This is a genomic window from Cytobacillus oceanisediminis, assembly GCF_004366035.1.
Taxonomy (GTDB): domain Bacteria; phylum Bacillota; class Bacilli; order Bacillales; family Cytobacillaceae; genus Cytobacillus; species Cytobacillus oceanisediminis_C.
On record NZ_SOEE01000002.1, the window covers coordinates 199,500 to 221,281 of the forward strand.

Annotated in this window: 22 protein-coding genes; all 22 read left to right on the forward strand. The window is 43.6% G+C overall.

The window, feature by feature from the left end:
* Positions 1 to 305: 305 nt before the first annotated feature.
* The gene (locus DFO72_RS05325) at positions 306 to 1,295 is read left to right on the forward strand and encodes a tripartite tricarboxylate transporter substrate binding protein (protein ID WP_113881067.1); all 990 of its coding nucleotides are present in this window, start codon (positions 306 to 308) and stop codon (positions 1,293 to 1,295) included.
* 270 nt (positions 1,296 to 1,565) lie between these two features.
* Entirely contained in the window at positions 1,566 to 2,219 is a 654-nt protein-coding gene (locus DFO72_RS05330) for a GntR family transcriptional regulator (protein ID WP_113881066.1), read from the forward strand.
* A gap of 157 nt (positions 2,220 to 2,376) precedes the next feature.
* Positions 2,377 to 3,597, forward strand: a complete 1,221-nt coding sequence (locus tag DFO72_RS05335) for a CaiB/BaiF CoA transferase family protein (RefSeq protein WP_113881065.1) — start codon at positions 2,377 to 2,379, stop codon at positions 3,595 to 3,597.
* Positions 3,598 to 3,616: 19 nt separating this feature from the next.
* On the forward strand, positions 3,617 to 4,438 hold the full coding sequence (locus DFO72_RS05340) for an enoyl-CoA hydratase-related protein (protein WP_113881064.1): 822 nt from the start codon (positions 3,617 to 3,619) through the stop codon (positions 4,436 to 4,438).
* 88 nt (positions 4,439 to 4,526) lie between these two features.
* Positions 4,527 to 5,033 carry a tripartite tricarboxylate transporter TctB family protein gene (locus tag DFO72_RS05345; RefSeq protein WP_113881063.1) on the forward strand — a complete coding sequence of 169 codons (507 nt, stop codon included), beginning with the start codon at positions 4,527 to 4,529 and terminating at the stop codon, positions 5,031 to 5,033.
* A gap of 30 nt (positions 5,034 to 5,063) precedes the next feature.
* Positions 5,064 to 6,575, forward strand: a complete 1,512-nt coding sequence (locus DFO72_RS05350) for a tripartite tricarboxylate transporter permease (protein WP_113881062.1) — start codon at positions 5,064 to 5,066, stop codon at positions 6,573 to 6,575.
* 18 nt (positions 6,576 to 6,593) lie between these two features.
* Positions 6,594 to 7,136, forward strand: a complete 543-nt coding sequence (locus tag DFO72_RS05355) for a gamma carbonic anhydrase family protein (RefSeq protein ID WP_113881061.1) — start codon at positions 6,594 to 6,596, stop codon at positions 7,134 to 7,136.
* A 118-nt stretch (positions 7,137 to 7,254) separates the two neighbouring features.
* Positions 7,255 to 8,085 carry an ABC transporter ATP-binding protein gene (locus DFO72_RS05360; RefSeq protein ID WP_113881060.1) on the forward strand — a complete coding sequence of 277 codons (831 nt, stop codon included), beginning with the start codon at positions 7,255 to 7,257 and terminating at the stop codon, positions 8,083 to 8,085.
* A gap of 99 nt (positions 8,086 to 8,184) precedes the next feature.
* Positions 8,185 to 9,171, forward strand: a complete 987-nt coding sequence (locus tag DFO72_RS05365) for a Gfo/Idh/MocA family protein (RefSeq protein WP_113881059.1) — start codon at positions 8,185 to 8,187, stop codon at positions 9,169 to 9,171.
* A 265-nt stretch (positions 9,172 to 9,436) separates the two neighbouring features.
* Positions 9,437 to 10,501 carry a M14 family zinc carboxypeptidase gene (locus DFO72_RS05370; RefSeq protein ID WP_113881058.1) on the forward strand — a complete coding sequence of 355 codons (1,065 nt, stop codon included), beginning with the start codon at positions 9,437 to 9,439 and terminating at the stop codon, positions 10,499 to 10,501.
* 237 nt (positions 10,502 to 10,738) lie between these two features.
* Positions 10,739 to 10,861 (forward strand): YezD family protein, encoded by a 123-nt coding sequence (locus DFO72_RS05375; protein WP_372675480.1) that lies wholly within the window; start codon positions 10,739 to 10,741, stop codon positions 10,859 to 10,861.
* Positions 10,862 to 10,965: 104 nt separating this feature from the next.
* On the forward strand, positions 10,966 to 11,682 hold the full coding sequence (locus DFO72_RS05380) for a phosphoadenylyl-sulfate reductase (protein ID WP_113881056.1): 717 nt from the start codon (positions 10,966 to 10,968) through the stop codon (positions 11,680 to 11,682).
* 15 nt (positions 11,683 to 11,697) lie between these two features.
* Entirely contained in the window at positions 11,698 to 12,762 is a 1,065-nt protein-coding gene (locus tag DFO72_RS05385; protein ID WP_113881055.1) for an inorganic phosphate transporter, read from the forward strand.
* A 26-nt stretch (positions 12,763 to 12,788) separates the two neighbouring features.
* Positions 12,789 to 13,934, forward strand: a complete 1,146-nt coding sequence (sat, locus tag DFO72_RS05390; protein ID WP_113881054.1) for a sulfate adenylyltransferase — start codon at positions 12,789 to 12,791, stop codon at positions 13,932 to 13,934.
* A gap of 12 nt (positions 13,935 to 13,946) precedes the next feature.
* Positions 13,947 to 14,546 carry an adenylyl-sulfate kinase gene (cysC, locus tag DFO72_RS05395; protein ID WP_113881053.1) on the forward strand — a complete coding sequence of 200 codons (600 nt, stop codon included), beginning with the start codon at positions 13,947 to 13,949 and terminating at the stop codon, positions 14,544 to 14,546.
* 162 nt (positions 14,547 to 14,708) lie between these two features.
* Positions 14,709 to 15,485: a uroporphyrinogen-III C-methyltransferase gene (cobA, locus tag DFO72_RS05400; RefSeq protein WP_113881052.1), complete on the forward strand. Its 777-nt coding sequence runs from the start codon at positions 14,709 to 14,711 to the stop codon at positions 15,483 to 15,485.
* A 29-nt stretch (positions 15,486 to 15,514) separates the two neighbouring features.
* Positions 15,515 to 16,288: a sirohydrochlorin chelatase gene (locus DFO72_RS05405; RefSeq protein WP_258549803.1), complete on the forward strand. Its 774-nt coding sequence runs from the start codon at positions 15,515 to 15,517 to the stop codon at positions 16,286 to 16,288.
* Entirely contained in the window at positions 16,269 to 16,877 is a 609-nt protein-coding gene (locus tag DFO72_RS05410) for a precorrin-2 dehydrogenase/sirohydrochlorin ferrochelatase family protein (protein ID WP_113881050.1), read from the forward strand. Before DFO72_RS05405 ends, DFO72_RS05410 begins: the two co-directional genes overlap by 20 nt.
* Positions 16,878 to 16,985: 108 nt before the next feature.
* Positions 16,986 to 18,086 carry a CdaR family transcriptional regulator gene (locus DFO72_RS05415; protein WP_113881049.1) on the forward strand — a complete coding sequence of 367 codons (1,101 nt, stop codon included), beginning with the start codon at positions 16,986 to 16,988 and terminating at the stop codon, positions 18,084 to 18,086.
* Between the two features lie 121 nt (positions 18,087 to 18,207).
* Positions 18,208 to 19,476 carry a GntP family permease gene (locus tag DFO72_RS05420; RefSeq protein ID WP_113881048.1) on the forward strand — a complete coding sequence of 423 codons (1,269 nt, stop codon included), beginning with the start codon at positions 18,208 to 18,210 and terminating at the stop codon, positions 19,474 to 19,476.
* 21 nt (positions 19,477 to 19,497) lie between these two features.
* Positions 19,498 to 20,637 (forward strand): glycerate kinase, encoded by a 1,140-nt coding sequence (locus DFO72_RS05425; RefSeq protein WP_113881047.1) that lies wholly within the window; start codon positions 19,498 to 19,500, stop codon positions 20,635 to 20,637.
* A gap of 126 nt (positions 20,638 to 20,763) precedes the next feature.
* Positions 20,764 to 21,741: a quinone oxidoreductase family protein gene (locus tag DFO72_RS05430; protein WP_113881046.1), complete on the forward strand. Its 978-nt coding sequence runs from the start codon at positions 20,764 to 20,766 to the stop codon at positions 21,739 to 21,741.
* Positions 21,742 to 21,782 lie beyond the last annotated feature (41 nt).

A 21,782-nucleotide genomic window follows, 5' to 3' on the forward strand; every position in this document is an offset into this window, starting at 1 on the left:
ACTAATAAGTGTATTGGAAGGAACTAAGAAATGAAATGCATTAAAAATCAGAATGTCCGATTAGATTTGAAAACGCTTACGATTTTGATGCCCGTCAAAAAAAATTAATCAAGTTTTTTGCTTTTCGGCACAAAAATTGCATTGAAGTTAAATGAAACTATCCATAAACAGGGAGGTGACGAAACTGTCTGGGGAATAGGTCCATTCCGGGATAAGTGCTATTCATTATAAGTTGTTTTAAGGAAATAACTATGCATTAAATTTACAGAAATTTAAAACTTTTCTTAATTTGGGGGAAAATTAACATGAAATTAAAGAGGATTTCGATTTTGTCTCTTGCAATTGCATTGGTATTCTTTTTGCAGGCATGTAATTCTTCACCTCAGGAAGCAAGCTCGGAGGAAAAGAAAAGCACAGGCAATTATCCCGAGCGGCAGATTGAAATTATTGTTGGCTTTGGTGCGGGCGGCGGGAGTGACAATTTTGCAAGGGCCATTGCAAAAGAACTTAAAGATATTCTTGGTGTAAACATAAATGTTGTGAATATGCCTGGTGCGGCGGGGATCAATTCAGCTGACCATGTGGCTAGGCAGCCGGCTGATGGCTATACCATCTGGTCGGCAACATCCAATCATCCCGTAAATATTGCAGCAGGTGTGGAAAAAAATGATTTGACCAAATTAACCTCTGTCGGAAGGGTGCAAAATGATACCATGACCCTCCAAGTAAAAAGCGATGGCAAGTTCAAGGATATTGATGATCTTATCGCAAAGGCTAAGGAAAAACCTGGTGAGATCACGATAGGCGGTACAGGTTCAGCCGGCTTTGATGAACTGGTAGTCAGACAGTTTGAAAAATCTACTGGAACAAAGTTTAATTATATCTCATTTGAAGGTTCTGGAGAGATGACAGCAGCACTGCTCGGGGGACATATCGATGTCATTGCAGAGGAGCCAGGCCCATCGATTGCCCAGCTGGAAAGCGGAGATATTAAGATGCTGATTGCCTTTACTGAAGAGAAAATGGAAGGCTTTGATGACGTCCCGATTTCAACTGAAATGGGGATAGATGTAACAGACGGCCAGGGCAGAGGCTTCATGGTCCACGCAGATACACCGCCTGAAATCATTTCAGCGCTTGAAAAAGCCCTTGAGGAAGCGAAAGATCGCCCGGACTATAAAGAGTATGAAAAAGCCAATTACCTGCACCTTCGGGATGGCTGGCTAAATTCAGAAGAATATAATGCCGAATTTGAAAAACTAATCGACACTTACGGCTCTCTATTAAAAGAATGATTGAATTAAATAGGCGAAAGGCAGAAAATCTGCCTTTTTGCCTCCTGCAAGCTTCATGATAGATTTTCATAGGTTTGCTCGATAGGCTGCTGGAAAATTTTGTCGAAGGAAAACTAGTTTTATATATTCTTAAAAGCTTTTGTTCAGGTTATTGACTGCCATTCAGACTGGCAGATATGATCGCCCTAGAAGCTGTATCCAGGATACAGCACACAGTATACAGAAACAGGAAGAGATAATCATTTCTTCTGAAAAGGAGGATAGGCAAAAATGGTGCAAGGCCTGAAATTTACGCAGCCGCTTTATCAGCAAATCTATGACATTATAAAAAGATCCATTTTGTCAGGTCAATTAAAGCCTGGTGAGAAGGTCAATGTTTCCCATATTGCGGAAAAATATAATATAAGCCGGACCCCGTTAAGAGAAGCGTTGCGCCAGCTGCAAATAGAGGGACTGCTGGTTCAGGATCAGCTGGGGCTTGCTATTGTAAAACTGGATGAAACTGATTTTAAGGATTTATACGAAACTCGCATTATGCTGGAGCCTCAAATAATAGGAATTGTTTTGAAAACGATTACAAAAGAGCAGCTGAATAGCATTGAAGAAACTCTTGAAAAAGCTGAAGATGCCTTTTTGGAAGGAAACCATCTACATTTACTTGAATGGAATGCTAAGTTTCATGATCGGCTCTTGGAAGCAAGCCCAAACAAGCGGGCAGTGCACTTGCTGCAGCAAGTACGTTCATTTCTTTTGCTATACCGGGCCAATATCCTAAAAAACAATGAGCATAATAGAGAAATTCTTAAGGAACATAGCCAAATCCTTCATGCTCTTAAAGCCCGGGACGAGATAGCTGTCTATCAATCCGCAGAAAATCATCTGCGCAACGATCTGGAGCGCGGAATGAATATGATCCGTGAATAAAAAAGGAGCATCTCCACTCGCCAAAATAGAAATGCTCCATCCTCATGAAAATCGAATTTATTATAACATGCACAGATTAGGAATGTATAGAAATGAACAGCTGCCGGTCACTTCGGGCTCACTTCCGAGACAATATTTTCAAAATGGGGTGTTCTGATTGGGACCATTACAAGGAATGAAAGTCCTTGATGCATCGCAAATCATGGCTGGTCCGTATTGCACTATGGTCCTTGCAGATCTCGGTGCGGAAGTCATGAAAGTAGAGAAAGTGAACGGCGGAGACGATTCCCGCCAAATGGGCCCATATGTAAATGGGGAATCTACTTGCTTTTTTCAAATAAACCGAAATAAAAAAAGCATAGCATTAAACCTTAAAACCAAAGAAGGAAAAGAAATCTTCTATCAATTGGCTAAAGAAGCAGATGTTGTGGTTGAAAATTACCGACCGGGAGTAACAAAATCACTTGGCATAGACTATGAAAGCCTAAAGAAGATTAATCCTGGGTTAGTCTATTGTTCTATCTCAGGTTATGGCCAGACTGGCCCTTATTCTCATAAGGGCGGGTTCGATCTGGTAGCCCAGGGAATGACAGGGCTTATGAGCATGACAGGAGAAAAAGGAATGCGGCCGATGAAATCCGGCATTGCCGTTTACGATATCGGGGCAGGCATAACTGCAGCCTACTCGGTTTTGGCAGCTTTTATCCATAAGATGAAGACAGGGGAAGGACAGCATGTGGATATTGCCCTGGCTGAGATTGGACTTCCATGGTTTACGTGGGAGGCAGGGGCCTATTTTGCCGAAGGAACGATACCGGAAGCAACCGGCTGGAGGCACCGTGTGTCTGCTCCTTATCAGGCTGTTAAAACAAAATCAGGTTATATGATGCTTGGATGTGCCAATCAAAGGACCTGGGAAAGATTTTGCGAGGACGTTGCCGGAAAGCCTGAATGGCTGGCGGATCCGCGCTATAAAACCAATTTATTGAGAAACAAACATGTGAGTGAGCTGGAAGAAGATATTGAGGCTGTATTAATGCATCAAGATACCCAGCATTGGATTGATCTCTGTGAAAAAGCAGGAGTACCTGCGGGACCAATCAACAACTTTGCAGAGGCGGTTCAGGATCCGCATTATGAAGCCAGAGGCATGATTCAGGAAGTGGAGCATCCATTAATAGGAAAAATGAAGATGATTGGCATTCCTGCAAAATTTTCAAAAACTCCAGGTGAGGTGAAAACCCCCTCTCCTCTCTTCGGACAGGACACGATTGAAGTGTTGAATGGTTTGGGGTATGACGAAGATTCCATAAGAAATTTAACAAAGTCCGGGACTGTGAAGACCATGGATGAAAGGCCCATCCTGAATAAAAAATAGCAGAAAGGTCGTTAGCGATATGTCTAAGAATTTGGAAGCATTCAGCGGGGATAAGACGTACAGTGAACCGGTTTATCTTCAGGTTGAAGGAGATATTGCATTCATATGCTTCAACCGGCCGGATAAAAGGAATGCCCTCAGTTATGAAATCTGGTTAAGGATTCCGCAGCTTATCGAGGAATGCGAAAATGATGCCAATGTAAAAGTAATCATTTTTAAAGGGACTGGATCTGCTGCTTTTTCGGCAGGCGCTGATATCAGCGAATTTAAGACGTTAAGGTATACCGCAGAAGGTGCTGAAAAGTATAACAAGGCAACGATGATAGCAGAAAAATCAATCATGGATGCATCAAAGCCAACGATTGCGATGATACAGGGTTTTTGTGTTGGCGGCGGATGTGAAATTGCGGTTGCCTGTGATTTTAGATTCTCTGATGAACAGGGCAAGTTCGGCATTACTCCAGCAAAGCTTGGCCTAGTATACAATACACCGGGAACCAAAAATGTTGTAGATCTTGTCGGCCCGGCGAAAGCCAAAGATATTCTTTACACAGGAAGGCTTCTGGATGCCGGGGAAGCGTATCAGATCGGTCTTATCGATCGTATATATCCTGCAGGAGCCATTAAAGAAGAAACGGTCAGATATGCAGAGTTAATTTGCAGAAATGCCCAGCTGTCAGTCAGGGGTTCAAAAAAAATCATTAATGAAGTGCTTGCCGGAGCCATTGAAGATTCACCTGAAACAGCCGAGCTTGTCATTGACTCGTTTCTTTCAGAGGATTATCGGGAAGGGGTGCGTTCATTTTTGGAAAAACGGAAGCCTGACTTTAAATATTCTTAAGTGGATGGGAAATGAATTGTGATTTAAATGGAAGGGAGGCTAACAGCCTCCTCCAATTTACTTATTAAATTTTTTGGGGGGATAAGAGATGCAGCTGGAACGAAATCTTTCAATAATCATAATAGTCTTTTCGTCTTTTTTTCTGGTTTTGTCACTCCAGGTGGAAAATAGGACAGGGAATTTCATTTCTGCAGGAACATGGCCAGCAGCTTTAATGATCCTGATGCTAATTCTATCGGTTATCCTGCTGATGAGGGCTCTAAAGGTGAAGAATGTTCAGAATATAAAGGGAGATGACAATGATTCAGCAGATGCAGATAATGAAGATAAGCTCGTTCATCCGAAAAAGTTCTTCCTCTTGTTTGCTGTTCTTGCAATCTATATCTTTATTCTAGGTTATGTTGGTTTTATTGCTGCGACGATTCTGGGGATTTTTGTAATGGCGCTTTTGTTTGGAATGAAAAGCTATATTCGAGCTCTGCTGACAGGTACTCTGGCAACTGCCGGTTCTATCGTGCTGTTTCCTATTTTATTGAATTTGCCTTTCCCGCGGGGAACCGGGATTTTTTATTCACTTAGCTTGCTGTTTTATTAATAGCCAACTTTAATAAAAGAGGTGAACTTAATGATAGAAGGACTTTTAGGCGGTTTTGGCAATCTTTTTCAGCCTTTTAATTTTTTCATTCTTATGGTCGGTGTCCTGCTTGGTTTCATTGGAGGAGGGATTCCGGGTATAAGCGGAACCATGCTGGTCATTATTCTTCTTCCTGTCAGTTATGCAATGGATCCGGCTGCAGCCTTTTTGCTGCTGACCTCCATTTATGCCACATCTGTTTTTTCAGGGTCCATAAGCGCTATTCTGTTTAGAACCCCAGGCACACCGGAAGCGGTGGCAACCGTTTTCGACGGGTATCCCATGGCCAAGAAGGGTGAAGGGGGGAAAGCCCTCGGAATTTCCATCTTCAGTTCTGCCACAGGGGGTGTCTTTGGAACGCTGGTATTAATCTTTTTGACGCCGCTGCTCGCCTCTTTTGCTCTAAGATTTTCGTCCCCGGAGTATTTTGCATTGGCACTAATGGGACTGACTGTAGTGGCTTCCTTGAGTGCAGGCAATCTGGTTAAGGGATTCATCGGTGTTTCCTTCGGATTGTTTATTGCCACTATTGGCATCGATACAATGACCGGTGTGCCAAGATTCACCTTCGGATCAGGCCAGTTAATGTCGGGCATTGACTTCATCCCTGTTCTGATTGGATTATTCGCTATATCAGAGGTGCTGAGAAGAGTCCAGCAGGTCCACAAGGTGAATGCAAAGCAAAAGGTGAGTTCCGAACTTCCAAACTGGAATGTCATGAAACGGATATCTGGCGTCATTGGACGTTCTTCTTTATTAGGTGTGTTTATTGGAATCCTTCCGGGAATAGGTGCAACTACTGCTGCCATGCTCAGCTACAGTGAAGCTGCACGGTGGTCAAAAAGATCAAAAGAATTTGGAACTGGAATTCCAGAAGGGGTTGCTGCACCCGAATCTGCCAATAATGCCGCCGCAATGGGTGCCATGGTTCCTTTGCTTTCCCTGGGAATTCCGGGAAGCGCGACAACTGCCATATTGCTCGGCGCCTTTATACTTCATGGAATCCAGCCGGGACCTTTGATGTTTTCAACACAGGGTTCACTTATCTATACCATCCTGATTGGGCTGCTTGTTGCAAACTTGCTGATCTTACTCATTGCCAAACCGTTTATTTCGGTATTCTCTAAGATTTTGCAAGTGCCCTACACGATCATTGGACCACTCATCGTTCTCTTTTGTATTGTTGGCACATTCGCAGTCAGGAATTCGATTTTTGATGTGGCAATGATGCTGGTATTCGGGATTATCGGCTACTATCTGGAAAACGCCAAATTCCCGCTGGCCCCCATCGTGCTTGGCGTTGTGCTCGGTCCCATTGCTGAAGACCAGTTCAGAAGGGCTATGCAAATGTCAAACAATGATATTTCCATCTTCTTCACACGGCCGATTGCCTTAACCTTCATCATTCTATCAATCATCAGTATTTTGTATCCGCTGATTAATAAGTGGATTAAGAAGCGTAAAAACGATGCGAGCGGTACAGATCAAACTGTGGCTTCATAAGAAGGAGGCGTTCCGGAAATGATCTTTGATTTTGAAGGACTGAAGCCAGACGTTCATGAAACCGTCTATTTGGCACCTAACACCTATATCATCGGCAATGTAAAACTGGAAGCTAATGTATCCATTTGGTTCAATTCTGTGCTGCGCGGGGACAATGATTCCATCAGAATCGGAAGGGGCACCAATATACAGGAGGGAACGATGATTCATGTTGATGAAGGTTACCCTGTCAGCATTGGACAGAATGTCACAATCGGACATAATTGTGTGATTCATGGCTGTACCATTGAAGATGGTGCCCTGATCGGCATGGGAGCGATTATACTTAACGGTGCCATCATTAAGAATGGTGCAGTGATTGCGGCAGGAGCAGTAGTAGGGGAAAACAAAGTGATTGAGAAAAGCATCCTTGCTGCCGGCGTACCTGCAAAAGCGTTAAAGCCGGTAAAGGAAGAACTGCAGGAGCGTATCCTGGCAGGTGCAGAATTTTATCAAAAAAACGCTGTAAAGTTTCGCCGGGCTGGTATTGCTTCTGGGATGATTGATGCAGAAAATAAGTAATTTTTAAAAGGATGAGCTGAGACACAGGATTTCCAGCAGGTGCTATGGAAGTCTTTACTGTCATCAGCTCTATTTATTTTAAATTGTTCCGTTATAAAAAGATCGAAGGAGGATAAGAATGAGTCACGTGAATAGCAGCAGTATTATTTCACTGGATGAGATAAGCTGGAAAAGAAATGGAAAGAAGATACTGAACAACGTTTCATGGAACGTCAGAAAAGGAGAACATTGGGCCTTATTAGGCTTGAATGGATCAGGGAAAACAACGATTCTGCAGATGATTACAGGCTATCTGTGGCCTAATGGCGGGCAAGTTTCAGTATTAGGCAATCTTTATGGCAAGACAAATATACCAGAGCTTAGAAAATCCATTGGCTGGGTAAGCACATCCCTGGATGATAAATTTCAATTCCGTCCATCGGAAACCGCCCTTGAAATTGTCTTAAGCGGGAGATTTGCCTCTATAGGCCTTTATCAAGAAATAACACAGCAGGAATTGGAAAAAGCAAAGGATTTAATGCTGGAGTTCAATATTAGCCATGTCCAGAATCAAAATCTCACATCCCTCTCACAGGGTGAAAAACGAAAAGCGATGATTGCAAGATCCTTAATGGCTTCACCAAGGCTGCTTATTCTCGATGAACCATGCAATGGGCTTGATATCTATTCGCAGGAAGAATTGCTTCGCTCGATTGAAAAAATGGCTGCTCATCCCGATGGTCCCACGATTATTTATGTTACCCATCATATTGAGGAAATTGTTCCTTCGATAACCCATGCCATGCTGCTGAAGGAAGGAAACGTCATTTCACAAGGCATAAAAAGAGAAACTTTGACAGATTCGCTCCTTGAAGAAACATTCCGTGTACCAATAACAGTAGATTGGGAAAATGGGCGTCCTTGGGTACGGGTAAAAGATGTATCTCAGTTTACCGAGGCTGGATACTGATGAAACCTATTTGCCTGGCAGAATGGCAAACGGTTGATTTTTGCCAAATTGTCCTTCATTATATGAAGGTATCTTATACATAAAAATGGAGGAATAGAATTGGTTCGTTTCGGTATAGTTGGCACTAATTGGATTACAGAAAGATTTTTAAAAGCGGCTCTGCAGGTTGAAGATTTTCAGCTGACAGCTGTTTATTCGCGAACAGAAGAAAAAGCAAAAGAATTTGCAGGCAAATATGCTGTGGAGAGGACCTTTACTGATTTAAAGGAGATGGCCGCAAGCGGCGAAATTGACGCAGTCTATATTGCGAGCCCGAATTCCCTGCATGCTGGGCAGGCCACCCTTTTTATGAATAATAATGTTCATGTTTTATGCGAAAAGCCGATTGCTTCGAATACAAAGGAACTTAAATCTTTGATAGCTGCGGCAAGGAAAAACAATGTTCTTCTAATGGAAGCCTTAAAGTCAACCTTTATGCCTAATTTTTTGGCTGTAAAAGAAAATCTTCATAAAATCGGACAGGTGCGCAGGTATTTTGCAAGCTACTGCCAATACTCTTCCCGTTATGATGCATACAGGCAGGGAACCGTGCTGAATGCATTCAATCCGGATTTTTCGAATGGTTCACTAATGGATATCGGGATTTACTGTGTGTATCCGCTTGTGGCTTTATTCGGTAAACCAGAGGAGATTAAAGCAGCAGGCTATATGCTGGAATCCGGAGTCGATGGAGAAGGAAGCATGGTCCTTAAATACCCTGACATGGATGCGGTCATCATGTACAGTAAAATAGCCGATTCCAGTCTGCCCTCAGAAATTCAAGGGGAAGAGGGAAATATCGTTATAGATAGAATAAGTGCACCTGAAAAAGTTGAATTGCATTATCGGAGCGGAGAGAGGGAAGACCTCACTCAGGACCAATTAAGTGATTCTATGTATTACGAAGCCAAAGAATTCATCCGTTTGGTTCAGGCTGGAAAGACTGAATCTGATATCAACTCCTACGCTAACTCGATGATAACAATGGAGATCATTGAAGAAGCTCGGAGGCAAATTGGTGTAGTCTACCCGGCAGATCGAAATTAATAGCAAGGACCGGACATTCTATTGTTCGGTTTTTTTTTAGTTCTTTTTACTCAGAACAAAAAGGGATTTTTTGGGAACTACACTCTCAACTGGTAAAATTGGATCAAATTTACACATTATTTCGTCATTAAACTACTCTTTTTATACTTATTTCGCTATTCGAAATTTGTCAAAAGAATAGGCATCATACTCTATTATCACTATTACATTTGTTTACTAGAATTAGAGGTGAAAGAAAAACTATTAATGTGGGGGGATGAATTTTATGACGATTAAAAAGAAAGTTCTATCTGTATCATTATCTGGTTTAATGGCTTTGGGTGCAGTTACCGCTGTGGGCATGCCTGCAGGTGCTGTTGGGAATGGGCCGAGTACGGGAAATGGGTCCATTCAGACTTCAATTCTGCATACCTACGATAGTTTAACAGAATATTTAAAAACGCAGGATGCCAAGCAGGAAGCCATGCAGCTTGAAGTGATTGGGCAGTCTGTAAAAGGCCGTGATATTTACATGGCAAAATACATATCCAATCCTGAAAATCCGACCATTCTTTTTCTGACTCAGCAGCACGGGAATGAGCAGCTGACAACCGAAGGTGCGCTGGAGTTTATTAAGCACCTGGGCACCGGCAAGACAAGCGGGGTTCTTAAAGACGTCAATATACTTGTGATACCTATGCTTAACGCGGATGGAGCAATGGGAGATGTGAACTTCTCACTTGACGATTATCTTGCCGATGGCGATCGCCATTTAACCCGCTATAATGCAAACCGTGTGGATTTGAATCGTGAACATGATAAAGAAACAGTCCAAATGGAGCCGGAGGCCCGTGCTCTTCATGAAAATGTATTCCAAAAATACAATATCGATTATATGATCGATCTTCATCATCAGGGTACTTTAAGTGAAACAGAAGGAAAGCTGGTATCGGGATCCATTCTTTATCCAACCAACAGCAATGTAAAGCCTGAGGTACTTGAAAAGTCCAAAAAACTGGGTTCAGTTGTGTTTAATGCACTTCACCATACAGGCTGGGGCCATATTGGAAAATATGTCGGCGGAACAGGTGAAAACATTGGCCGAAACGGCGCTGCTGTCCGTTACGACATTTCTACCCTGCTTTTTGAAATGCGCGGAATGTCCGACCACAACTATGAGCCTTATGCTCTTGGACAAAAGAGCAACGGTTATCTTATCAAGCAAACCATCACGACACTCGATGCGACAGTAAAAGCCATAGCAGATGGTTCAATCAATTCTGCTGACACAAGCTTCTGGGATACTTTGCCTGAACAGACAACAAGACAAAACGAAGAAGCTGATGAGTAAAAAATGATGCACCCCCGGCCATTGCCGGGGGTGTTTTTTTGTTGTAATAAGTGAAGAAAAGCCCATTTATCAGATTTTTAAAAATTTATTTAAATAAGTTGTTGACAATTCCTATGGGTATGGTAGGATTAATCTCAACATCACTAAAAATAAACTTATAAACTTATAATTTCCTAGGCTAAAAAAAGGAGGCGAGCCTCACTGAAACAGGCTGACTGGGAAGAGTTATCTGCTCACTTGAAGCAGATGCTCGGAAGCATTAAATTCGGATCGATCACATTGGTCGTCCAGGATGGCAAAGTCATACAACTTGAGAAGAACGAAAAGGTTCGTCTTCAACCAAATAAGCGCGCTGACTAGACAAACTAGAGGCGGTTTTTCCACCTGAAGGATTTTTTCAGGAGGGAAGACTGCCTTTTTTGGTTGAGAAAAAATTTTGAAGAAAGTGAAAGGAGTACTGCAAGATGAGCACTGCAGTGACATATGAAAATTGGAATCAGATCTCTGATGCATTCCCATTTGATGATAAATTAAAAGGCGCCCGCGATGTATTGGAATGGGCCTATACAAATTACCCTGACGACAAGATTGTCTATGCATCGAGTTTCGGGGCGGAAGCCATTGTGCTGATTGACTTAATCCAGGAAATCAAACCTGATGCGCATATTGTCTTTTTGGACACCGGGCTTCACTTCCTTGAAACCTATGAAGTGATTGATAAAATCGAGGCTCGTTTCCCTTCGCTTCGGATTGAACGGAAAGAGCCGAAGCTGACACTGGACCAGCAGGCTGCAGAATATGGTTCGGCACTTTGGAAAAGGGAGCCCAATTCATGCTGCCAGATCCGCAAAGTGATTCCATTAAGAGAAGCATTAACACCAAAGCAGGCCTGGATTTCTGGCCTTCGGCGGGAGCAATCGCCGACAAGAGTGAATACTCAATTCCTTAACAGGGATGAAAAGTTCAAGAATATCAAAATCTGCCCGCTGATTCACTGGACATGGGATGAAGTTTGGGCCTATATCAGGGAGAAAGACCTGCCATACAACACCCTGCATGACAATGGATATCCAAGCATCGGCTGTTTTCCCTGTACACAGGCAGTCGATGAAAATGGCGATTCCCGTGCCGGACGATGGTCTGGGATTGGCAAAACGGAATGTGGCCTTCACACCAGCTAGAGGGAGGATGATACCATGCTTACGATTATAGCGGTCACAGTCGGTTTATTTTTCGCCATGAATATCGGGGCAAGCGGAGCAGCAGCATCCATGGGGATCGCGTATGGTTCCGGTGTCCTAAAAAACCGCATATTAGCTCTTGTTCTTTGCGGATTGGCCGTTTTCTTCGGAGCATGGCTTGGCGGAGGAGAAGTGGTAAAAACAATGGGAAGCGGTATTGTTCCGAAAGAGACCTTTACAGTTGCCATCGCGCTGATTGTGATTACATCTGCCGCATTATCGCTGTTTCTGGCAAATGTTTTCGGCATTCCGCTGTCTACCAGTGAGGTAACCGTCGGTTCTGTTGTCGGTGCCGGAATCGTCTACCAATCCGTATTTGCCGGTAAGCTTATCTGGATCGTCATGTTCTGGCTGATTACTCCATTTGCCGCCTTTTTAATTGCCATAGCGGCAGCCGCTTTTTTAAAGAGAAACTTTATACAGAACCTGATAAAAAAGCCTAAGGCTGCTCCGATTTTAGCCATACTCGTCATTTTTATGGGCGTGTTTGAAGCATTCTCTGCAGGGATGAATAATGTTGCAAATGCAGTCGGTCCGCTAGTTGGTGCAGGCATTATGAGCACAGGCAGCGGAATCTTCTGGGGCGGGCTGTTTGTCGCTTTAGGAGCCATTCTACTGGGGAAAAATGTCCTTGAAACGAATGGCAAAAAGATTACAAAAATCCGTCTTGAAGAAGGCTGTGTCATTTCAGGAACAGGAGCAGGAATTGTTACAATCGCTTCCGTTTTTGGAATACCTGTCCCTTTAACGCAAATCACCACTTCCTCCATCATCGGAATCGGATTTGTAAAGCAGGGACGATCAGTTTTCAAGAAGGACATCGTTGTTCAGCTATTAGTCGTATGGGTTGTTTCGCCAGTATTATCAATGGTCCTATCCTATACGCTCATCCAGCTGCTCATTGAACAAAATGTATATCCGGTGATCGCAATGGCCGGTGTGCTAATCTCCGTATTTGGAGTGAAATTCTTAATGAATCAGGCACCAGCTGCTGCAAGGCCGATAACTGAAAAAAAGTAAATCAGAAAAAGAAAGGTTGATGAAAAATGGCTCTGCCGAAACCTCATGGAGGAAAATTAATTCAAAGCTATAATCCAAATTATGACCTGACAGGAATTGAAAAAGAAATTTTAATAGATGCCATAGCACTGAGTGATCTGGAGCTTATAGGTGTTGGCTTATTCAGTCCTCTGACAGGTTTCCTTGGAAAAGCAGACTATGAATCTGTTGTTGAAAAAATGAGATTAGCAGACGGAACCATTTGGTCCATTCCGGTTACATTGCCGGTTTCAGAGGAGAAAGCCAGAGAGCTTACGGCCGGAGAAAAGTTTAAGCTGGTTAACGAAGGTGAAGTGTACGGAGTCATCACTGTATCAGAATGGTATGAGCCTGATTTAAGCAGGGAAGCTAGCGAAGTCTATAAGACCGAAGAGCTGGCACACCCAGGAGTGAAAAGGCTTTTTGAACGCGGTCCGGTTTATGCTGCCGGCGAGGTAACGCTGATTAAAAAACCTGGTAAAGGCGTGGCAGAGGATGTATGGTTTGAGCCTAAAGAAACAAGGGCGCTGTTTGAAGAAAAAGGCTGGAAAACAGTGGTTGGCTTCCAGACAAGGAACCCTGTACACCGGGCACACGAATACATTCAAAAAGCTGCTTTGGAAACGGTGGATGGGCTGTTTTTGAACCCGCTTGTGGGTGAAACAAAATCAGATGATATCCCTGCTGATGTCCGTCTGAAAAGCTACCGCGTTCTTCTGGAAAATTACTATCCAAAAGAGCGTACACAGCTGGCTGTCTATCCCGCAGCAATGAGATATGCGGGGCCGCGTGAAGCAATCTTCCATGCCATTGCAAGGAAAAACTTCGGCTGCACACACTTCATCGTCGGAAGAGACCATGCAGGTGTCGGCAATTATTATGGCACATATGATGCGCAGCATATTTTCAGCCATTTTACAGAAGAAGAGCTTGGCATCAAACCGCTGTTCTTTGAGCACAGCTTTTACTGCAATAAGTGCGAAGGCATGGCATCTGATAAAACTTGCCCTCACAGCAAAGAAGACCGCGTCATTCTATCCGGCACAAAGGTAAGGGAAATGCTCCGGAACGGGGAGCTGCCGCCTTCCACTTTCAGCCGCAAAGAGGTAGTCGAAGTGTTAATTGAAGGCATGAGAGAAAAAGAAACGGTTTAAGGGGCGGTTATAATGACAAAGGCAACAAATATCACCTGGCATGACGCTGCAATTACAAAGGAAGATAGACGGGCACAGAACGGCCATGGAAGTGTGGTCCTTTGGTTTACCGGCCTATCAGGCTCAGGCAAATCAACCATTGCAAATGCTGTATCCCACGAACTGTTTCGCCAGGGCATCAATGAATATGTACTGGACGGCGACAATGTCAGACACGGCTTAAATAAAGATCTTGGCTTTTCAGAAGCAGACAGAAATGAAAATATCAGGCGCATTGGGGAAGTTGCAAAGCTGTTTGTGGACAGCGGGAAGATTGTCACAACTGCCTTTATCTCTCCATTCCGGTCGGACAGAGAAACGGTTAGGGCGCTGTTTGAAGAAGGAGAATTTATTGAAGTCTTCATCGACTGTCCGCTCGAAGAATGTGAACGGCGGGATCCAAAGAAATTATATGCCAAAGCCCGGCGCGGGGAAATTAAAGATTTTACAGGAATCGATTCCCCGTATGAAGCACCAGAAAACCCAGAAATCACGGTTCGATCTGACCAGTATACAGTAGATGAAGCAGTCGGGCAGATATTAACACATTTGCGTGAAAAGAATATCCTATAAAAAACCGGGAGTCTCTTTTTAATAGGAGACTCCTTTTCTGAAAAAATAATTCCTACTATTTCACCCTGAAAAATGGTATTATAGAAAACAATTAGATTATTAGCTTAGGAAAAGCGTTAAAATGCATATATTAAAAGGCATTACAGAAAGGCGGTCATGAGAATGACGGGAAAAGTTTTTTTAGTAGGTGCCGGCCCGGGAGATCCGGAACTTATGACTGTTAAAGGAATACGCTGCCTGCAGGAGGCAGATGTCGTTCTATATGATCGTCTCGTGAACCGGGAACTGTTAAATCATGCAAAAAAAGAAGCACAGCTGGTGTATTGCGGCAAGCTTCCCAATCATCACGTCATGAAGCAGGAAACCATTAATCATTTGCTTGTGAAATATGCAAAAAAAGGTTTGCAGGTTTGCCGGCTAAAAGGCGGCGATCCATTTGTTTTCGGCAGGGGCGGGGAAGAGGCAGAGGAGTGTGCCAATAATGATGTGCCATTTGAAATAGTGCCTGGAGTCACTGCAGGAATCGCGGCATCTGCTTATGCTGGGATCCCTGTAACACACCGTACCTTAAGCAAAAGCTTTGCTTTTGTCACCGGACATCAAGCCGGAAACCAAGAAGCCGAACACCAGTGGGCCCACCTTGCACATGCAGTTGACACGATTTGTGTGTATATGGGTGTTTCCCACTTGCCTAATATTGTGAAAAATCTCATTCATAATGGAAAATCCACTCAAACACCAATCGCTCTCATACACTGGGGAACTCTTTCAGAACAGCGGACAGTTACGGGCACGCTTGCTAATATTGAGAACAAAGTGAAAGAAGCTAAAATTTCGAATCCAAGCATGATTGTCATTGGGGAAGTTGTAAAAATGCATCACAAAATTAACTGGTTCGAAGAGGAAATTGCGCCTCATCTGCCTGTGGTGCATGGTTAGATTACAATTAAGCAGAATGAAGGAAGTCCATCAAGGAAAGGAGCCGCCAAATGAAAGCTGTCCTATACATCTGCCATGGCACACGTTCTAAAAAAGGCGCTGCCGAAGCAACTCTTTTTATACGGAGTGTCATGAAAAAGGTAGACGCTCCTATACAAAAGCTTTGTTTCCTTGAATTAACAGAGCCAGACATTGAGACTGGATTTGAATACTGTGTTCATGAGGGAGCAGCAGAAATTGTGATTGTTCCTCTATTTTTGCTGGCAGCGGGTCATATAAAGCAGGATATCCCTGAAGCGGTTGCCCCTTTAATAAAAAAGTATCCTGCCATACCTGTAAGGATGGCGGATCCGTTTGGAGTCCAGGACAGCATTCTTGACGCAATTGCAGAGCTTGCGGCAAATGAAGCACAGCCAATCTCTTCAACTGATTCGCTTTTAATTGTGGGAAGAGGAAGCAGTGACCCTTCAATTCTTAAATCCTTTGACTCAATCAAAGGGGGAATCAGCCGGCGGCTTGGTATAAGGAATGTGCAAGTCTGCTATTTGGCAGCTGCTGCGCCGTCCTTCAGGGCTGGACTTGATTCCATTTGCAATGAGGCCAGCGGGAGGGTCATCGTAATTCCTTATCTATTATTCTCGGGGCTTTTACTAAGTGAGGTAGTAAGAGAGGTCAATAAGAAAATAAAAGCAGGATTCTCTGTGAACCTAACTGATACATTAGGAAAACATGTGGCCATCCAGAATCTAGTCGCTGAAAAAGCGAATGGAGAGGTGAATGTGAATGCAGCCGTTATTCATTAATTTAACTAACAAGAAGATCGTTATTGCAGGCGGCGGCAGAATTGCCTTTCGAAAAGCAAAAACCCTTGATGGAGAACAGGCCCATATCACTTTGATTGCTCCTGATTTTACTGACGATATCATTCGTCTTGCCCATCAAAGAGGATATGAGCTCATTCAGCGGGAAGCACAGCCTGAGGATTTTAAAGATGCTTTTTTATCGATTCTGGCCACAAATATTCGTGAAACCAACCAGCAGCTGGCGAAGTCGCTTGATTTATATCAGCTTGTCTGTGTTGTCGATGAAGCAGGAGAAGGAAATGCAATCTTTCCGGCAGCTGTAAGGCGCGGACCGCTGCAAATCGCTGTCACCTCGAATGGCGCAAGCCCCAAGCTGACGCGAATGCTAAAAAAACAGCTGGATGAACAGTTTGATGAAAGCTGGACGGGATATTCAGAATTTCTGGCAAAATGCCGTGAATATATTAAAAAACTTTCTATCCATTCAGCTGAGAAAAATGAGCTACTAGCCGAATTGCTGGATGACCGCTATCGCCTGTCTGAGGATGAGCGGGAAAGTAAATGGGCATATTTGTCCTCGTTAAAATAATCAACTCCTTCAGCCGTGTCCTGGCACACGGTTTTTTATTTTGTTTATTTATTGTGCAAATCTACTATGGTACATTGATAGTAACGAAGCAGGAAGGCGGCGGGGAATGTGCATTTTTTATCTTATGAACTCGCTCAGGGAATAGTGGAGCGGACAATGAAAATCCTGAACAAAAACATAAATGTTATGAACGAAGAAGGCGTTATTATCGGTTCAGGTGAAAAGGAAAGGATCAATCAGGTTCATGATGGAGCTCTGCTGGTCCTTAAAAAAGGTGAAAGTGTGGAGATTGATGAAAGAAGTGCCGCAGAGCTTAAAGGGGCCAAGCCTGGAATCAATCTGCCCATCCGTTTTCATAATCAAATTATTGGTGTAGTAGGTATAACGGGGGAACCCGAGCAAATCAGGAATTTCGCAGAGCTTGTTAAAATGGCAGCAGAACTGGTTTTGGAGCAATCGTTTCTTTTGGAGAGAGTACAATGGAAGCAGCGGCTCCAAAGTGAGATAGTGAATCTCTTAATTTCTGAAGAACCAATAAATGAAGCATGGTTAGAAGAGAGGGCCGGCTTCCTGGGGTATGACATGAAAATCCCGAGAACTGTGATTGTGGTCAAGCTGCACGAAGACCTCGGAACCAAGAATCAAAAACTTATCAATGACATCCACTTTGAATTGGGAAAACAGGATTTAACAGGGGTTACGTTCAATAATGAAATTGTCATATTAAAAGCAGGAGAGCCCACAGAACAAATCGTTGCATTAAAAAGGATTGCCGGCCTTTCAAAGAGGCAAGCGGCAGTTGCTATTGGAAAGAGATCGGAGAACATAAGCGGCTTGAACTCCTCCTATCGGCATGCGCAGCAGCTGACTGTCCTTGGCCCAAAGATTCATCGTGACGCAGATTATTACAGTTATGAAACGTACTGGCTGGAAATTATGCTATCCATGCTCGCCCAAAAGGAAGAACTTACATTTTCTTTCTATGACCGGCTCCTTGTTCAGGATAAAAAAGGGGAACTGGCACATACGCTTGATGTTTTCATAAATGAAGGGGGAGATCTTGGCAAAATAGCGGATCACCTATTTATCCACCGTAATACCCTTAGATACCGACTGGATAAGATAACAGAACTTACTGGAAAAGATCCCCGTAATGTGAAGATGCTATTCGAACTTTACGTGGCAAAATTAGTAAACGACTTACAGTAATTGTGCAATTGCACAATTAACAGAGAGATCTATTCGTTTTTTTCATCATCATTCACGATGTAATATAAAAGGCAAACGCTTACAATAGATTCATAACTAAATCATCTTGGGAGGGCTAAATGTGGATGTAACTGTAAGCGCTTTAGGAGCAATAACAGCCTTAGTCATTGCCATATTATTAATCTTGAAAAAAGTTCCGCCGGCTTATGGAATGGTAGCAGGTGCCTTAATAGGCGGCTTAGTCGGAGGAGCAGATATTGCAAGCACTGTTAATTTAATGATGGAGGGAGCAAAAGGCATCATACCGGCGGTGCTCAGAATTCTGGCTGCCGGCATATTGGCAGGTGTCCTGATTGAATCTGGCGCAGCTTCCTCGATTGCTGAAACAATAGTAAAAAAACTGGGAGAAACCCGGGCGCTTCTAGCATTAGCTGTGGCAACAATGATCCTGACAACGGTCGGTGTATTTGTTGATGTGGCAGTCATTACCGTATCACCTATTGCCTTAGCTATCGCGAAACGGGCAAAACTTTCCAAAACTGCTATTTTGCTGGCGATGATTGGCGGAGGGAAAGCAGGGAATATCATGTCACCTAATCCAAATGCCATTGCAGCATCTGACGCATTCGGTGTTCCGCTTACTTCAGTTATGGCTGCTGGAGTCATCCCGGCCTTATTCGGACTTGCTGTTACGTATTTCATAGCAAAGAAACTTGTAAATAAGGGTTCAGCTATCTCAGATGGCGAACTGGAAGTGAACAGCCATACAAAGCTTCCATTATTTATAACTGCTATGATTGCGCCGCTGATTACCATTATTTTATTGGCGCTTCGCCCATTATTTGATATTAATATTGATCCGATGGTGGCACTTCCAGCCGGGGGAATTATCGGGGCCGTCGCGATGAAGAAGACAAGGAAAATCAATGAGTATGCTATTTCCGGCTTAAATAAAATGTCAGGCGTTGCCATTATGCTTCTTGGAACAGGAACCCTGGCTGGAATCATAGCAAACTCAAGCTTAAAAGATGTGATCATTAATGGATTAACCTCATCAGGTCTTCCAGCCTATCTGCTGGCCCCTGTCTCTGGTATTTTTATGTCAGCTGCTACAGCATCCACAACTGCAGGCACTGCAGTGGCAAGCGGTGTGTTTGGCAGTACAATTTTAGGATTGGGAGTATCAGCGCTTGCAGGCGCTGCCATGATCCATGCCGGAGCAACCGTACTGGATCATTTGCCGCACGGAAGCTTTTTCCACGCAACGGCAGGAAGTGTCAATATGGATATTAAAGAACGCTTGAAGCTGATGCCATATGAATCGCTTATCGGTTTAACTCTTGCAGTCATTTCTACACTTATATTTGGAGTCTTTAAGCTTTTTGGCTAATAGAAAGGGAGAGGATCAAATATGAAAATTGTGATTGCCCCTGATTCATTTAAGGAAAGTTTATCAGCACTTGAGGCTGCGAATGCCATTGAAAGAGGTTTTAAATGTATTTTCCCCGAAGCAGATTATAAAAAAATGCCGATGGCTGACGGCGGAGAGGGAACAGTTCAATCGCTTGTGGATGCAACGGAAGGCTCGATCATAGGGCGAACTGTTACAGGACCGCTCGGGGAACCAGTTATGGCATTCTTTGGATTAATGGGGGATGGAAAGACAGCAGTCATTGAAATGGCAGCTGCTTCAGGCTTGCATTTGGTTCCTTCAGAAAAACGAAACCCCTTAATCACTTCAACCAGGGGAACAGGAGAGTTAATCGCAGCCGCATTGGACATAGGAGTCCAGCACATTATTATTGGAATTGGCGGAAGTGCTACAAATGATGCAGGAGCAGGGATGATTCAAGCCTTAGGCGGTAAACTTCTTGACAAAACCGGCAGTGAAATCGGACAAGGCGGAGGGTCGCTTGCGCAGCTGGCAGCAATAGACATGTCAGGTCTTGATTCAAGACTTGGAAATGTTCACATTGAAGTCGCCTGTGACGTTGATAACCCATTGACCGGTCCAAAAGGAGCCTCTGCGATCTTTGGCCCTCAAAAAGGAGCGACACCAGAAATGGTACAGCTGCTGGATCAGAATTTAGGGCATTTCGCAGATTTGGTCGAAAATGCCCTCGGCAAACCGTTCCGCCATATTGAGGGGGCAGGCGCTGCCGGAGGAATAGGCGGAAGTCTCCTTGCCCTTTTAAATGCCGACTTAAAAAAAGGGATTGAAATCGTCCTTCATGCCGTAGACTTTGAAAATGAGGTAAAGGATGCGGACCTTGTCATTACTGGAGAAGGAAAAATTGACAGCCAAACCATATATGGAAAAACGCCTATTGGTGTGGCTAGAGCAGCTAAGAAACATGGGATACCGGTAATCGGTCTTGCAGGTTCTTTATCAGACGACAGCGATATTGTGCATGAACACGGTATTGATGCTCTATTCAGCATTGTCCCAGGTGTTGTAACTCTACCGGAAGCTTTGGGGAAGGCAGCAATATATATGGAAAGAACAGCGAGGAACATTGCTGCCAGTATGAAAATGAGTGGGTCAATATAATGAGAGGCTGCATTATGCGGCTTCTTTTTTATAGCTTTAATTCGAGTTGTCATCCATAGCAAAAAGAGGCTTATCCGCCCCAAATATCGAATATGGTAAAGGATTACTTAAATGGAGGCCAATCAAATGAAAGCAATTGCAGTAACACAATACGGTAACCCGGACGTATTGACTTACACAGAAATGGAAATTCCAAAAATAAAGCAGGATCAAGTATTAATTAAAGTGGAAAAAGCAAGCGTCAATTTTGCGGATGTGAAAGCGAGAATTGGACAGGGAGGAACTGGCCTATTCCCGTTTATTCCCGGTCTTGATGCAGCAGGAGTAGTAGTGGAAATTGGGAGTGAAATTACAAATTTTAATATTGGTGATCGCGTTACAGCGTTCCCTTCTGAAGGATCTTATGGTGAGTACGCTGCAGCCGATGAAAACCTGACATTTGCAGTGCCGGAGGAAGTTGAGTTGGATATAGCTGCAGCATCCCTGACTGTTTCTTTTTTATCTTATAAATTGCTTGCAGATATTGGAGGAATCCAAAATGGGGAAACCGTTCTGGTTCATTCAGCAGCTGGCGGGGTAGGCACTACTGCAGTCCAAATGGCAAAGATATTAGGAGCAGGTCTTGTTATTGGAACTGTTGGCAGTGAAATGAAAGTCCCTGCTGCTTTGGAAGCAGGTTCTGATCATGTCATTGTATACGAACAGAATGATTTTATAGAAAAGGTAGCTGAAATAACCGGCGGAAAAGGTGCGGATATTATCCTGGATTCCCTTGCCGGAAGCATAACGCAGAAAAGTTTCCGTTGTCTGGCTGACTATGGCCGGCTAATCCAATTCGGCAATTCGAGCGGTGAACCCGGAATCATTAAATCGAATGACCTGCATAAGAGCTGCCGTTCGGCTTTAGGCTACAGTCTCGGCACAACAAGAAAGAAGCGTCCGGAATCACTCAGGGAAACAGCACAAAAAGTCATGCAGTTCTTAAAAGAAAAGAAACTGAACATTAGAATTGGGCACAGGTTTCCTTTGGAAGAAGCAGCAGAAGCTCATAAGCTGATCGAAAGCAGGATGAGTACCGGGAAAATATTATTGGATATACGTTAATAATATTATGTTAATAAAATTGAAAGGAAATTGAAAAGGGC